Here is a 16608-nt window from a genome sequence, read left to right as displayed (position 1 = left end):
GTGTCGATAAAGCAACAGTTTTTCATCATAAAACGGCAAAAGACCTTCTGGTCTACGATGCTGTTAGGCATTTTGATATTGCTTGTCACGTTAAGTGGTACCTTACATAGACTGAATGCGTTTATATATCTAGAATTCAACCAACAATTGAATCGGCAAGACACGCAAGTAGTCGTCATTGAGTCAAACAACTTACTGACGCAACAAAACCAAATTATCACCCGACTCAGAGAACAAGAAGCTAGAGCCATAGTAATCTTTAGTCATGTTTCAGGAGAACAGCAACGCTCTTTTGACAATGTCTATTTTCCATACGCTGACCCCAGATATTGCTTGCCTTCACTAGAGTCGTGGCTTGGGTATGAAATCGTGCTAAAGCAGACTCCCTCGGGTTGTAAGAGTGTTTGGCATGCCGTTTTAGGTGATAAAGACGATCCACAAGATAAATTACTCGACTTTTCGCTATCCCCTGCAGCTTTGACAAAGTTTAACGCGTCACGCCTGCTCTCAGGCGATGTCTTTGACGCACAAGTTAAAGATAAACTGGTACTCGTGTCACAAAAACAACTAGAATTCGCATTGCAGATAAGAGCACCTAAAATCGACATATTTAACGATCCTGTTTATCTGCATGCCTACATTGCGGATAACTTGCTTGAGCAAAACCTTGTTGCGCAAATGCCCTTGCTGCAATCAAGCATCTTGCAGCTCATCATCTTAACGCTTCTACTTATCACCTATCAGCGCAGTAGTTTTAATATTGCACTGCTCATCGCGGGTGTCGTGGTTACAATTAGCTTGTTAGTGGCGTATTTAGGCGTGCTTTGGTTTGACTATTTTTTACCGACTGGCCAAATTATTTTTACCACGCTTGTGACTATGCTATGGGTGTTTTTCTCGCGTAAATGGGTTGAAGAAATTGAGCTCAATGACATCATAAGTAATGTTCAACAACGTATGATGGGACGGTATCTCCCACAAGCATTTAGCGCACAAACAAGCCCTTGGGACGCCATCATTACGTTGGTAAATCAACAGTTAGCCTTGAGCCGTTCAATCTTTTTAGCCAGAACAGAAGGCGATCATCGTCTACATGAGATACGCGCGATTAATTGTAGTTTGTCAGATATACACGAAATGCGCAGAGACTACGAAAGACCGCCCTATTCCGACGCCATAAAAGCATTTGGTGCAATCCATATCACACGGCCTTTTTTCAATGACTTGTCAGAGTCAGAAGCACAGTATGTGGTACCGCTTATGTACGCCGGCGATATTCGTGGTTTTTGGGCGATGACAGTTGAACCAAATGAGTACTTTGATGAAGAGCGGTTTGTACAAAACGTTAACCGCTTTGCCAATCAAATCGGCGAACTGCTGTTCCATTTTCGTATTTATGAAAACCAACAAAAAGCAAATACCAGCGCTTTAACTAAAGTCCTTACGCTCGCATTGCAAAAACCGCTTAGCCAACAAGTCAAGTCTTCCATAGGCGATATGGAACAGAAACTCTCGACGTTAGAGCATGTTTTCAATCAAATTCATACAGCTGCCATTATGTTTAATCTATTTGGTCAGGTTGTACAAACAAATCAAAGAATTGAAGAGATTGCCAAACATAACGAAATGTCCCTTTTCGAAATGACCGCACTCGACTTATTGGAGCGTGTCACGCATTTAGACAATGAAAAAGCCAAAGGTAAACTGCGCTACATTACGCTGCAACAAGGCGAGCTATATATGCCAGCACAGCTAGGACAAGCGACCTTTATTTTGAGTATTCGTTCATTGCGAGCTTCACGTACAACGAGCAGTATTGGCGAACCTTTTGAGGTCGGAGGCATCCTATTTGAATTCATTGACATCTCTTACTTAGTTCAACAACTCGATGATCCGACTAAGTTATTGCGTCAGCTTCAAATGCAACAAGCCGATCTCGAAGAATCTTCTGAAATTAAGGCTCAGAGTTAATGGATTGGGCTTTACAGCTATTCCCAAGCGGCAGCGGCCTAGGTCAATCAGTCATCACCACGGTATGGGTAGGTATCGCCGTGGTCTGCATGTTGAATTTGCGATTTGGCTTTCCATTAACTGGGTTAGTGGTACCGGGGTATTTGGTTCCCCTCTTTATTGTCACGCCGATTTCTGCGGTGGTGATATTAATTGAAGCGATTGTCGTTTACGTAGTTATGCTATCGACAGCCAAAATATTGATGGAGCGCTTCGGATTCAGTGAAATGTTTGGCAGAGACCGATTTTTTGCCATCATTTTGATAAGCATCCTAGTCAGGGTGGTCATGGACACATTACTGTGGCCACTTGTCGCACTCTACCTTGCCCAGTGGGATATCACTTTTGACTACTCTAGCCAACTGTATAGTTTGGGGCTAGTTATCATCGCCTTGACCGCCAACGTCATGTGGAACGGCGGTTTTAAATATGGCATGCGTGTCACTTTAATCCAGTTATTTCTTACCTACTTGTTAGTGCGTTATGGCCTGATGCCATTTACTAATTTTAGCATCGCCAATTTGGCAATCATGTATGAGGCGGTTGCAGCTTCGATAATCGCTGCCCCAAAAGCTTACATCATTTTGGTTATAACGGCGTTTATCGCTTCTCGAGCCAATATAAAGTATGGTTGGGAATTTAACGGTATCATGTTGCCTGCATTGCTGGCACTACAAATCATGCAGCCGACTAAGCTGCTGACTTCTTTTGCAGAAACAGCAGTGATCCTAATCATTGGGGGGTCAATTCTCACCTTTACCAAACTGCGTCATGCCAACTTTGAAGGCGCGAGGTTACTGCTCTTTTTCTTCAATATAGGCTTTGCATACAAAATTGCTTTGAACTACCTCGTTGTGAATTACTATCCCACGCTAAAAGTCACCGATACTTTTGCATTTGGTTATATGCTTTCGACGCTCCTTGCGCTAAAAATCTATCAGAAAAACGCGCTCGGACTGGTCATCAGAGCCACTTTTCAAACGTCGATTGTAGGTGGTTTGGTTGCAATTACGATTGGCTTTTTAATCATGTTTGTGCCAGCCATTTTTACTTATAAGCCTGCTGATTTGAGTGTTGTAAACAATACAGAGATTGAGCTGAGTCAACAAATCAGTGCGTATAAGAGCTTTTTGTATACCGAGCAAACCGACCATGTATCAATTAGCCAATATCAACAGGCACAAACATTACAAAACTTTATCAGCGCAATTCGCGTACTAAACCGCGATAGGCAAGATCCGGACAATATTCGGCTTGCTCGCAGGTTACTTGCTCAAGCGCAGTTTACTCTGCAACAAGACGATAAATATTTATATATCAAAGATGCTATGAGCAATACCGTACGTGGCTTTTTTGCTCTTGCGAAAGCCCCGAGTAGAAACCATATAATCAGTGTGCCACACCCCTCTAGTGAGCGTGTTGCCAGTGATGCTGCAGGATTGCTATTCCAATTATTAGATAGTAACGCACTGGTTCTCGGAACTCAATTCACCCCCTCTATCGCAACCCAGCAAGTATCTCAACAAAGTGCATACTATCGCGCTTTTTTCTCGGTTGTCGAGAACGTCGAAGTGCTACAAATACGCTCTGTAAATCAATACACCCGTATTGACTTACAACTCAGTCCTTTCGGACTGCAGAGTCAATTTTGGATATATAACCAACTGCCGGCTTCTTTGTCGCAGCGTGAACTCACAAATTTGATGGGCTTTGAACGAGGGCAATTTGGACTCCTTCATCGCAACAGTTTACCCACGCCGGACTTTACCGGAAAAATGGTCGAAGCATTTATTGATGGTCAAAGTTACTCAAATTTACTGTCTGAAGTCGTGTTAAATACCAGCACCTCTTCAAATTCTAAAGTCACTTTTACAGAAGCTTCATTAAACGAGATCATCGATGAGTTTTCTCTGCATATTAGCGCCAAAGGCAGTAACCACTATAAAGAGTTAACCAATAATGAAGCCGCGCTTTGGGAGTTCGAAATTCTAGGGCCGCTCTATACATTGGTATATGAGCAAATTGACAGAGAATTTAGTCAGGACGAACTAAACCGTTTAGAGCGTATCAACCACATTGCGAATATGATGGGGTACCAGCTACAAATTCTAGATAACCCCCTAGAACAATACATTGTTATTGCTCCCATCAACTCGCCACAGTACTACCAGCAAGGTCAGGGACTTTATGTCATCAATATGCACCCAGAAGCCATGCTAAATATCCAAGTGCCACGACCTTTATTCGAAAGTAATACGTTAAAGTTTTCTGGTGACCTTTTTGCACGCTCAAATGCCAAAGCTTTACTCATAGCAGGTGCACACCCCTATGCCAATGAATTAGCCAATGTGATGGCGCCAGCCAATGTAAGAAGCCTCTTTAATGTCGTGCACCAAAGTACGTTGAGGCACTTTGCCCAAACACCTATATTAAGCTTGCAGGTAAGAAGTCATAGTGCGCCATCTTATATACGCCCGAGCGCCATCGCTTTTCAGTTTACACAGCCCAATACCCAGCACTCCAGTACTTTAACTGAACTACAAAAGACACTGGTGGACTTAGGTGTCTCATCTCAGGTGGTTGCAGGACAAGCTCAGACGAGAGGGCTAGAAATTGGTACATCTCCTCAATCGGGATATCGCTTATTTAGTCCTCGCAGTGAACTCGCTACACTTTGGCTTGCTTCAGACTTCAAACAACATTTTGCTATTTCTGAACAAGCCTTATTGCAGCGCCTAATTGCAGTTTCTCATATCCCTGAACTCAAAACACTGAGAACTTCCGTGTTGGGCCCAGACGATTGGCGACACGATAACACAGCGATCTCAATTAGTGACATCACAGCGCTCACTGAGCAATATGCACAAGATCAGCATTTGCCTTTATTAAGTCAATTTTGCCAAGCCCTCAGTCAATGTCGCTTGCAAGCTGTTCGTCTAGAACGAAATCAACAGCTGGCACTCACCATAAAGCTAGACGACAAACTCGTCGCAATCTATACACCCACCAGCAATAAAGTACTGTCTCTAGAGGACTTTAATTACGCAGCCGGAGGTATTCAACATGTATTGGATTAAGAAAATCCTCCACGCGCTGTTCGTAAGTTCATTAGTACTGGTAACACTTTGGGCATGCTATAACGGTTATGTTTGGCTCTCATCTGCAGAGCGGCTTGAAGAGCGTAGCGAAGAAGAAACACGTTCGGTTGTACATTGGCTACCCGAAGATAAATTTGTCTCTTTTAATTTTTCTAGCTCTCGAACACTTGCCATACGCTTGCTCTCCAACGCTATTTTTGATGGCCAGCAAGCCTTTGACGAACCTGTTAATTACGCAATCGAATATCAATTACTCGACCAACAAGGCCAAGTATTAGTTGAACATGTTTACCACCACGCATCAAAGCTGGTACTTGCTGCGCAAGAACAACAAGTTAAGCAAATTATCGAGGATAGAAAAGCGCTTTCGGTTGCGTCTGGGCAGTCCTTTTATGTGGACACTTCTATCTACCCCAGCGCCAGCCAAATAAGATTAAAGCTTATTCCAGAGGAAGATACCTTACGCGGTGTTGTGGTTCGCCTGCATGCTAAAACACCAGCTGACAATGACGGTAGCCAACAAATTTGGCTGAAATTGCCCGTAGAGTGGCGAGATAGAATGCTCAATTACCACACTTTAGGCGGGAATGCGCTCGCGCAATGGGAGCTCAGTAATGCCGTCAGTTTTGACTGGCAAAAGCTCGCTCCACAGGGGATCCCAAATATAGATTTCGTGAGTGACATTTTATATGAAACACTGCCCTATAACGTCATCACCTATGATTTTTCAGCGCAGCAGTTGGACTTGGACAGCTTTTATTCCACAAAGGAGCTCACCGCCACTTTTCGAGTTTCGAACAGTGAAGATTTGGTTTTCTCCAGTTCTGCACCGCTTAGTACGCTGCGTATCTCATGGCATGATCTCAAACAGCTTAGCGCACCAAAAGAGCTTAAGGCTGAATTCGTAGCTGACAATCTGTATAGAATTCAGGGCATAAAACCCGGCCTCATTACAGTACAGTCTAGTTTGCCCGCACTCACGCAGTGGCGGCAAGGGGAACAACCAGTAGTACCGCTACACAGCTATTACTATATTATGAGCCCAACTACCCCTGTCACCTACTCAGTCACTGGAAACAGCGATATTGTTATGGACTTCAGAAACTTAGATACCCAGGGCTCAGAAGTTAACATTACTGTGTATAACAGCGAAGAACAACCAATTGAACGCTATCGGCTTGAGTTAGAATCCCTGATATCGCAATACGACAGAATGATCACTCCAGAAACACAACGCCAAGTCATTAATGAGAGCCAAAAATACTTTTTAAGACTGCCTCCAAGCTCTGCAAAAGTAACTATTTCCAGTCAAAATAGCGTGGCTGTAAAGCTTCAAAGCCGAAATCAGAATTTTCATTATCAAAATGTGTTATGTGATCAACTTTGTGAGAACCCACTGCCGAGCTTTATCGAAATTGGAGCCTGGTTCGCACAAAAGGCGATAAATGAATTTACCTTTACTGAATTGCAGCAAATACTGAAAGTAAGGCTCTTTGAGGCACCGCCGCTGCCGGTGGTAAAAGAAACGATTTACGTTTCTGAATCACTTTTTGACAGGCACCCAATTTCCAACACTGCACTTGTGTATAGTCCGAGCAGCTACTTTGAACCACCTCAAGTGCCCTCTGCGGCGCATTTTCGAAAGGTATCTGATCCGCAAAAGCTGTCGGTGGTTCAACAGGGCGAACTAAAAACGCCTAAGCTTATCGCTATTAATAATCAAGTACCCAAGTACTCTGAAGCTGAGTTAAACGCAAGCTCACTCTCCTTGGTATCCTCAGGTAAACAGGGGAATACACGCTCGATATACACAAACACAGGTGAAGCACGTGACTTTATAAAAACTCGGTTATTTAAAATCGCTCAAGGCGAGACCTTGTCTTTAAGGTATGCCAACAGACCCAAACCGGTATCTATCGTTATTAAACCATTTTTATATCCCGTGGCTTCGCACAATGATACGGCATTAGTGATCAACACCAACCTCTTTGCTCAGTATCAAAAAGGTCTAAGTGAAGAGTATACAATTGCAGCTAAAAGGTATGCTTTGATGCCAGCTAAGAATGAAGCTTATATGCTTCATCCTCAGTCAACAGATGTTATTAGTTACCCCCCCATAACGATAAAAATAGGTACTGACATTCAATCACTTGAAAAATTTGCCATTACAGCTGAACATGATATGTGGATTACCATTTTAGAAGAGCACAATGCGCAACCTTTAACTCCTTTATGGTGGCAGAATGAAAATACATAATATGATTGCCATAACACTTTTGCTCTGCTGGTTCTCTTCGGCCGCAGCCCAGCCCCAGATCCAATGGCAAGACATAGATAAGTGGTTTATACAGCCCACCAGTATCGGGCCTTGGAAATATCAAAAAACGGGGTCCAAGAACAATACAGTACACTCACTTATCAACACCACAAATCAGCATGGTGGAGGTGTCTTATTGTACCGTGCGACAAATAAACCTTGCTTTGTTTCTGTGCCACATCAGTATCATGATAAGTATACGCTTACGATTGGGCGTACTCTTTTTGAATCAAGTTGTAACCTCATGGTTCACAATACACACCACCGCCACAGCGAAAGCCCTGACGCCAACCCTATGGATTACTCTAAACGAAAATCTGGGCTGCATGTTGCAGCAGTGAATGCATTTCATCGCAAATACCCTAATGGGCTAATTTTTCAACTTCATGGATTCAACCAAAAAAAGCGCAAAACAACACAGGGCAAAAATGCAGATTTTATTTTAAGCCAAGGGCGCAGTTACAATGCTAAATTAATGAAAATACAGTCATGTTTGCTTGCCCTTAGCAAACATACCTATATATACCAAAAGGATGTATTTGAGTTAGGTGGTACTAAAAATGTACTGCATAAAATAGGGTTAGCCCCCCACCGCTTTATTCACATAGAAATTAGTAAACCAATGAGAAAAAGACTGAAGTCACACCCAGTAAGTATGGAGCAATTCAATTTATGCCTCTCTTACTCTGCTTAGTACTTTTATTAGGAGCAACCTCTACGCCAGCGATAGCGCAAGAAGCATACTTGCAGGCTGACGTTAGTTGGTACGATGCACAAACCCGACAACTTTCGCGCAGTGCAGCCGATATCACTATAGAGAAAAATCAAACACGGTCCTTATTCTTACCGGCAGGCCAGTGGCTATCAGTGGATCCAAGCACATTAGAACAGGTCGACTTTTGGCAAGGGCAAACATTTTATGCCCTCGCTAAAATAGATAAAGATCAATGGTTGTGCCGTGAAAATAGCTGCCAGTTGGCAGCAGCTGAACGTGCTCGAGTGGTCAATCTGAGCAATGTAACGGACAGCCCGATACAAATTCATGTCTGGCGTGGCTACCAACACAACCACAGAGACCCTTTTCGTAGGGCAGTACGTTTGCCTTTACCCGGAAAAACAGTAACGTTAGCACAAGAGCGGAATGTTCTGTACCCGCTTAGTAACTCACAAAGTGTAAAAGTGTTCTTTAAACATGCAAAGAAGCTAAAACTCACCGTGCATCGAGATCTCTATGATCTTAGCGAGGGCGGAAAAGTATTTGCGTTAGTTAATGATAAGCCTGTCAGCATCATCAACGTCTCCAGCGCACAGGCACAAGAATATGATAGACATAAACTCGGTATTGCAAATGTAGATTATTTAGCAGTGCCAGCGAACAGTTATTTGACCCTGCAAAGCCACACCAAAACATGGGTAAAGCTAGAGCAAATGCACCGTGGTATTTACGACGTGGATGCAGCGATAAAACAGCAAGAAAAGTTATTTAACCCTTATTGGGTTAATAATCTGGATGAATCACTTACTCAAATTTATCTCGAGCACGATATATCCGCCTTAGTGCAATTTAGGCCAGAACAAGCGACCCCTATAGCACTTAGGCGCTATCAAGACTTAATTAGCACCATTTCAACAGGCAGCTATTTAACACCAATCAGCCCATCAAATCAGTCGATCGCAATTCACCGGCGTAAAGTGCCTTTATACCAGCCACTACGGGAGGCCAAGCAACAGTTATTCCAAAGCCGTGTTAACAATAACTTATTATTTGCACGACTTAAAAAGTCACTTCACTTCGACTTGAGTCAGGAACAGAGAGTGACGCCTCGGGCCTTGTTATATATCAGAAGTAATCGCAATACCGAGCTGGTTGTAGATGTCGATGGAGAACGCACCAAACTATCTGTCGAGGCCAGACAAGGGTTTGTACCACTGCACATTGATGTAGCTATGGACGCAAAACAAATATCTTTGTTTTCAGCCAGCAAGGCTAAGCTAGATGTTGCGGTGCAAATAAGAACACTACTGCCGCTACCAAACAATGAGCTGCTTTACGCACAGCCTAAAAAACTAAGCGACAAAAGTGCAGTTACGACTAAGCTATTGACACAAATACAACAAACAAAAGCAGATAGTTATTTAAACAGCCTTTCTGTGTTTAATATACCTTTGCTATCGGAGTCAGATGCGTTTACTGATACAAAGCAAAGCAGTGCAGCAGCATTGTCTCATTGGCGCTACCAATTAGGTGAAGTGGAGTATCTTGTAAAACAGTCACCGACTGAAGCGTTGCCAAAGTTAAGAATGCTAGTTAACAGTCCCTATTCTGAAATCAGGTTACGCGCTTGGCATCTACGCCTAGAGATCCTTTCCCAGCTAAATCAAGACAACGCAGTGCTACGCTATTTGTCAGCACTGCTGCAACAACCAGATAAAATGCTCAGTGACTTTGCTGCAAATGCATTACTCAAACGGTATCAACAAAGTAATCAGGTTTTCAATATTCAAGGCTTATGCGCCTTAAAAGCTTCTTTAAAAGGTTGCCCACAGTTGGTCATAAGCACCTTATTTGCACAAGGTAAATTTCTAGAGACCTTATGGCTTGATCATGATACAAAGTTGTTTTCTGCACAAAGCCACAAGCTATATCAAGGTCTAGGCTATGCTAGCTACACAGAGTACTCGCAAGAAGATTTACCAAATTATGATCTCAGTTACTTTGAACAAGCCCAATTAATTGGCGATACAGCAACTTACAAGGCATTTAAAGTTGGCGAGTCACCACTTACATTAACAGCGCATTCCCCTGTCAATATCAAAGTAAACGCCCGTGTGGAAGGACAAAGTGATGGCGACAATGCCATTAAGTGGTTACACGTAGACACACAAGCTAAAAATTATTTTATGCCTTTATTTAGCGATGTATTGTCAACAACCTCAGTAAAAACACCAAACGAAGAAAATATACTCTCTATCGCTTCGAGTAGCATGATCACGTTGGAAGCCGGAGAAACACTCACACTCGGCAGTAAAACGCCTGTATATTTGCAACTTCAAGTTTTTGACTCTACCCATTTTGACCCATATTCAACGCAACAGTTGAGTCAGTTTGAACTGGGCACACCATTTATGAACCTGTTGCATCAACAGTCTGGTACTAATTTAAACTCGTTGACCACACTGCTCAATAATGCACTGTACAGACTCGAAAATAATACTTTGAAAGACTATGAGTTTACTGCGTTGTTCTCTAAACTCAGTACATTGCAAGTACCCTCACAACTTGCCAAACTCCATGATCGTGTTCAAAGCTACGGGCATTGGGTCGCCGCCGAACAATACGTGAACTATGCTGGCACACAACTCGTCGATTTATCCGCACTTGAGTCTCGCAGTATTGCAGAGCAAATTAGCCGACATACCTCACAAGTCGATAACGCCAAAGGCCTCACAATACGCCCGTATCATACTTTGTCCCTAGATTTCAGTGCATTAGAGTCACTACAAACTCGTTTAGTGTTTCATTTCTCTGATGCGGAGCTGATTTCAAATGCCGCAGCACTCGTTGCTATAGAGACCGCGAACGAAAAAACGGTATGGCCAATTACGGGCAATGTGAGCACGTTCGGTTTACAACAATCGGAACTCGGCAGTGGTATCGTTAAAGTTCGTTGGCTAAACCCCTATTTGTCGCAAGTTTTGCAAGTTGAAGTGCAAGTGCTAAATCAAAAAAATTGGCAAAATATAGAATTGGACCAAAGGCAGTTATTTTATTATGCGAGCAACTCACAGCCTGTGTCTGCTGCGCTTAAAAAAGATGCACTGGTGAAAATAGAGTATATTAAAGACAACCTGCGAAAAGAGGCGATAGACTTTTATCCAGCAGGCGTCATCACCATTCCCAATAGCTACTCGAGATTGGCAAGACTCTTTACCTGGCAGCTCAATTTAAACCGACAAAAAATCGCTGTAGCACCGCCTGTTACGCCCATTCCACTTAAACGGCCTAAGCTCCACTTTGACAGACTAGCACGGCATTTTAATACACCATTGATCAATGCCGACGGCAATAAAACGCATATTGAAGGCTTTGTCAGTTACGATCGAGATGGCATTTTCCAAACCAGCGAGCCTATAGAAACAGCCCATAGACTCGATATTGGTATACGGCTTAGAAACCGCTTTAAGCAACACTGGTATTTACTCGAAGGTGCATATCGCGTAAATAACTTGCGCTATGAATCATGGTCACTAGATGGCGTCTACAACTGGTTAGATGATGATTCCCCGTGGTATTCCGAAGTGGGGCTATATAATCGCTGGCAAGAGACAACTGCAAGCCAAGAAACACACCTCACAAGTCATATTGATGCTACTATCGGCCAAATTTGGCGAGATGATACATCTGTAAGACATCAATGGTGGTGGCAACCCTACTTTTATTACACCAGCATTGATAAACAAGAATATCTTGATGACCCACTCATTAGCCAAGATATGTATAACTTTTACCGTGCCCAGCATATGCATGGTTGGCAGGCCGGTTATAGAATTCGTTATCAACCTTGGGTTGATAGTCAATTTAATGGCCAAGTGTCAAGTGTATCGAACGAAGATTGGACGAGCCTAGATACCGTCACGTTTAGCGGTAGCTGGCAACAATATTATCAAGGACATATTTTTAATGTTGGACTGAGTAGCAGCTATGTATTCGCGGATGATCATCGCCCCAACGCAACATGGCAATATCTCACTTCAATTGGCTGGCAAACACTATTTGACTTTAGCGAACACACCGCGGGTTGGATCAGCTTAAATTGGACACAAGATTGGTTTAGAAACAACCACAATGTGCGCTTAGAAATCACACTTGGCAACCTGCAGAATACCGGTTTTGCCCCCTTTGCACATGACGAAATTATATTTGAGTCTCTACAGTTAACGCACTTCTTGGAGCAAGACATTAATGGCAGATAAGACCCTCAGGGATCAACTCCAAGATTTATTATTTGCTGACACTGAAAAGTTTTGGCTCAACCTATACCAACACAAATATCAGCAACTTGTTGACGAACTCAGCGACTGGGAACTGGTTAAAAACAAGCCCGATCATGAGCAAACGTCCTATTGGCAGCTTTTGCAAACTATTGCTTTTTTACGACATAAAATTGAAAACCATTACGGGCAATTACAGGCAATTGATGCTGATTATAAAAATTTTATAGAACGGCTAAACAAAGCCGAACTCAAAGCGGAAAAAGAGCTGCACATACTCAAATATGCTGAACAGCTCGGAGCAACGAGACTGCAACTTCAGCAAGACAAAGTCGCTTTCTCAAGGTGGTTTGACGAAGGTGCCGTTATTTCACGTTACCAGAGTAAAGTGGCAGAACTCGAACAAAACCTAAAGTTTTTAATATCAAAGCTTGGCGCACTGACAAATCGGTATTTGCGATTGAGTAAAGACGATCTGAGTGCGGCATGGCAAAAGCTAGATTTACAGCCTTTCTTCTTACATTTATTGGCGAACAGCAATAGCGTTCATATACGACATGGTATGATTCGCGCCTTGGTAAACCAAGTTTCTTTGATCCATGAGTTTAGTGCAGATCCAGAACTAGATGCGGATTTGGTCGCACAGCTCATTGAGTTACTTGAAGCGGAAAACACGCCTTACCTAGCAGTAACCGATATTTTAGAAATTCTCATCCACCAAAGGCCCACTTTTATCCGCAGTTTTATGTGGGCAAAGGTAGATGAGTCAGTAAACGATTACGCCGAAAAGCCAAAGAACAATGATCAGTTGTTTATTCTTATCGCACTGCCGCGTGTGCTCGTACAACAACGTGAACTGACCAACTCAGACATAAAATTGATAATGCAGCTGAGCAGTCACCCTTACCCGAGAGTACGTCAAGCAACTATCGAGTGTACGCCCTATTATGAAGATGAATTTGCTATACAGTTACTTGAAGATAGATTCAATTCAGAAACTGCAGATGCGATTCGTTTTACTTTGATTAAACAGTTGACTGCGGCGAGGTTTGGCAAAGACAACTTTGCAATGCGCCATTGGCAGCACTGTATTCAAGGAGAGGAAAGCTTCGAAATAAAGCGTATAGCTTTAGAGCAAAGTGCTCGGTTAATGCTTAATATGCAGTTAGAAACTGACGAGCCCGATCAAGTCTTTGAGACGTTTATTCAAATACTCAATAAACAGTTAGAGGTGGAGCCCAATATTGCTGTAAGACGCTTTATCACACGTACTCGAGAGCAACTCAACAGCTTTTATTTACAATCTTTGGTCGTAACGATTGAAGATCAAATAAGCCTCAATCAATCGGCTGTTTTAGAGACAAACCAAAATATCGATGACGTAGGTCGAGCACTGAGTTTTATCGCGCAATCGGAAGAAGACTTTAATGGCTACCAAAAAGAAGGTAAATGGCAAATAAAGCTCGGCACTTCAAAAGGTCGGCGTTTTTGGCGTATATGGCATGAGTTTTTTACACCCAGTACGGATAAGAGACAAAGCTTCAGCCATACCCAAGCTAAAAAACCGTCGGCTCAATTATATGTACCAAGCTGTTCGACTGCCGAGATAAGTGAAACAAATGTGCCTGGCGAGGCACTTTATAACCTTAAAGAGCATTCATCACGACCATATTTACCCTTACCCGACTATTTACTGTCGGTTTTGAGCCAAGATAATATTAATCCTGAAGCGAGAAGCTACACGCCCGACGGGATATTAACCATTGTGCGCCCACCATCTCTGTTGAAACGCCTGCGTGCGTACTGGCATATCTCGTTGCGCTTTTCAGCGCTCGACCAAATGCGTAAAGGCGGAGACATTGAGCAACAAAACTACCTTGAAGCTATTAGAGCATTAGGCTTTACAATTAAATTTAGCCCTTATGGTGCCACCCTCAATGCACACTTCCCTGTAGAACAAGGCATTCAAAAGCTATTTGGAAGGGCCTCTATCAGTACTGCACTTATCAATATTGGGTTGGGGTTTAAAGAGTATTTGTACTCCATTTATCAAAATAGCATTAGTCAACTGGTGTTTTTTGTTTGTGCCTTTATGGCGTACTTTTGGTCAAGACATATAAAAGTCAGCCAACAAATTCGTAAAAATAGAAAGCACATTCCGATTTCCATTGGGGGCTGGGGGACGCGCGGCAAATCGGGCACTGAACGACTAAAGTCAGCTCTGTTTAGCAGCATCGCCTTAAAAGTCATTACGAAAACCACGGGATGTGAAGCTATGATGATTTACGCTACCAGTGATGGCGAGCAACATGAGCTGCCTTTATTTAGGCCATTTGACAAAGCCAGTATCTGGGAACAAAGTGATGTGCTGACCTTTGCTAAATCTGTGAAAGCCGATGTCTTTTTATGGGAATGTATGGGGCTTACACCAAGGTACGTAAGGATATTACGCCGTTGGATGAATGATAATTTTGCCACCATAACAAATGCGTATCCTGATCACGAAGATATTTTAGGGCCAACAGGCCTGGATGTAGCACGTGAGATGTCTGCGTTTATCGGTAACGACACTCAAGTTTTTACCGCCGAGCAAACGATGTATCCCGTCCTGAACAAGTCCGCGGAGCACAAAAACTCGACACTCATTCAGGTTCACTGGGGAGACGGCTTTCAAATCACCGACGATATTCGCGCTCTTTACCCTTACGAGGAGCACCCTGACAACATCGCTTTGGTCTGTAAAATGGCCCAGTACATAGGCATCAACAAAGACTACGTATATAAAGAAACAGCTGAGCGAATAGTACCAGATATCGGAGTTTTGCAGCATTTTGAACAAGCCCCCATTGGTAATCTGACACAATCATTTGTCAACAGTATGTCGGCCAATGAGCGACTCGCGACAATTGAAAATTGGCGACGGCTCAACCTATTCGGCATAAGCCAAAAGCCAAAAGTACAAACTATTGCACTTATCAACAACCGCAATGACCGAATTGCACGAACGAAAGTGTTTGCACATATTTTGGTAGAAGATCTCATTTTTGACCATATTGTCGTAATTGGCACTAACGTTGATGGGTTTTCAGCGTACTTTAATCAAGCGCTACAGGCACGTATAGCCCGAATTGTGGCAAATAACGATAGAGAAGATTTGGTCAAACTGCTAGAGCAATTTAAATGCTTGGTTTCTGATCAAATGTTGTGCGACAAATTTGCAGCGTTATTACCGGATGTCAAAATTGGCATTCAAGATCTTCACGACATAAAACAAATTGACACTTTGTTTGAACAACAGGTGAGCTGCCAGCGACAACTAGCACTACTAAAGCAACTCGCCGCTGATTGGCACATGGCACACCAATTGGTTGCCATTGAAGATTTAAAATCAAACGCTAAAACGCTAACTGATAGATTAACGGTGCTGTTGAATAGTCGTACACATTTGGTTGAAAACCCCTACATTAACGCCAATGAGCTCACATTAAAGTTGGCCAAATTGGGGATAGACGGCCAGCATCAGCTCATTGTTGGTATGCAAAATATCAAAGGCGCTGGACTAAATTACGTATATGCTTGGCAAAAATGGCATCATTTACATCAAACTTGTGACCAGCTTCTAAGCCCAAATATAAGTCAGGCACAATTTAGAGCCGGGTTACTTAAACTCTCGCAAATCTCTGGTATTGGCGTGATTGAGCACGACTACTTTAATCGTTTTTTAGCGCAATTGAGCAAACTGCCACACGCACAAAATGAATTTAGTCAGGCGGAAATAGCCCACCTTAAAGAGCGCTTACAAAGTGATGAAGGTGATCAGCAGGGTGAGACTGATGACGTAAAACAAAACCGAGTAACGCGGTTTTTATTACAAGTTGTTGAGTCTTTCCTTGATGCTGGTGCTGCAGTGAAGCGTAAAAAAACCGCTCAACAGGTTTACAAAGACATCGCCATGCAACGAATTACCATGGAAAAAGCGATTGCTGTGCTCGCAGCACTCAACCGTAGCCAAAAGCCTGGTTGGCTGGCCCTACAGCAGAAACGGAAAAAGCTGAACTCAGGAAAAAAGTAGTACTTTTTAACTAAATTTAACCAAACATTACTGGCTGGAATAATAAATTCCAGTCATTTTTTGTGTTTTAATTGACCTGAGGTCCGATAACTAGGAAAATAAGATTAGAAGCAATCAAA

Annotated in this window: 6 protein-coding genes; all 6 read left to right on the top strand. The window is 42.8% G+C overall.

The window, feature by feature from the left end; genetic code table 11:
* From N480_RS02170 to N480_RS02145, 6 genes are read left to right on the top strand one after another with little or no spacing between them, the layout of a single operon-like run.
* Complete coding sequence (locus tag N480_RS02170; RefSeq protein WP_231102212.1) at positions 1 to 1971, top strand: hypothetical protein; 1971 nt, start codon at positions 1 to 3, stop codon at positions 1969 to 1971.
* Positions 1971 to 5087 (top strand): poly-gamma-glutamate biosynthesis protein PgsC/CapC, encoded by a 3117-nt coding sequence (locus N480_RS02165; protein ID WP_063370889.1) that lies wholly within the window; start codon positions 1971 to 1973, stop codon positions 5085 to 5087. Before N480_RS02170 ends, N480_RS02165 begins: the two co-directional genes overlap by 1 nt.
* A complete protein-coding gene (locus N480_RS02160; RefSeq protein WP_063370888.1) occupies positions 5074 to 7365 on the top strand; it encodes a hypothetical protein in 2292 nt (763 codons plus the stop codon). The genes N480_RS02165 and N480_RS02160 overlap by 14 nt, the downstream gene beginning before the upstream one ends.
* Positions 7352 to 8119 (top strand): hypothetical protein, encoded by a 768-nt coding sequence (locus N480_RS02155; RefSeq protein ID WP_063370887.1) that lies wholly within the window; start codon positions 7352 to 7354, stop codon positions 8117 to 8119. Before N480_RS02160 ends, N480_RS02155 begins: the two co-directional genes overlap by 14 nt.
* Positions 8098 to 12399: a hypothetical protein gene (locus N480_RS02150; protein ID WP_063370886.1), complete on the top strand. Its 4302-nt coding sequence runs from the start codon at positions 8098 to 8100 to the stop codon at positions 12397 to 12399. The genes N480_RS02155 and N480_RS02150 overlap by 22 nt, the downstream gene beginning before the upstream one ends.
* On the top strand, positions 12389 to 16489 hold the full coding sequence (locus N480_RS02145) for a hypothetical protein (RefSeq protein WP_063370885.1): 4101 nt from the start codon (positions 12389 to 12391) through the stop codon (positions 16487 to 16489). The genes N480_RS02150 and N480_RS02145 overlap by 11 nt, the downstream gene beginning before the upstream one ends.
* Positions 16490 to 16608: the final 119 nt, after the last annotated feature.

This window comes from Pseudoalteromonas luteoviolacea S2607, assembly GCF_001625575.1.
GTDB lineage: Bacteria > Pseudomonadota > Gammaproteobacteria > Enterobacterales > Alteromonadaceae > Pseudoalteromonas > Pseudoalteromonas luteoviolacea_E.
Note: the sequence above shows the minus strand (reverse complement) of the source record. Positions and strands in the feature narration are given on the sequence as shown.

Excerpts from the sequence above, each read along its gene's own strand:
- N480_RS02165 (WP_063370889.1), top strand. The coding sequence starts at position 1,971 with ATGGATTGGGCTTTACAGCTATTCCCAAGCGGCAGCGGCCTAGGTCAA.
- N480_RS02150 (WP_063370886.1), top strand. The coding sequence starts at position 8,098 with ATGCCTCTCTTACTCTGCTTAGTACTTTTATTAGGAGCAACCTCTACG.
- N480_RS02160 (WP_063370888.1), top strand. The coding sequence starts at position 5,074 with ATGTATTGGATTAAGAAAATCCTCCACGCGCTGTTCGTAAGTTCATTA.
- N480_RS02155 (WP_063370887.1), top strand. The coding sequence starts at position 7,352 with ATGAAAATACATAATATGATTGCCATAACACTTTTGCTCTGCTGGTTC.
- N480_RS02145 (WP_063370885.1), top strand. The coding sequence starts at position 12,389 with ATGGCAGATAAGACCCTCAGGGATCAACTCCAAGATTTATTATTTGCT.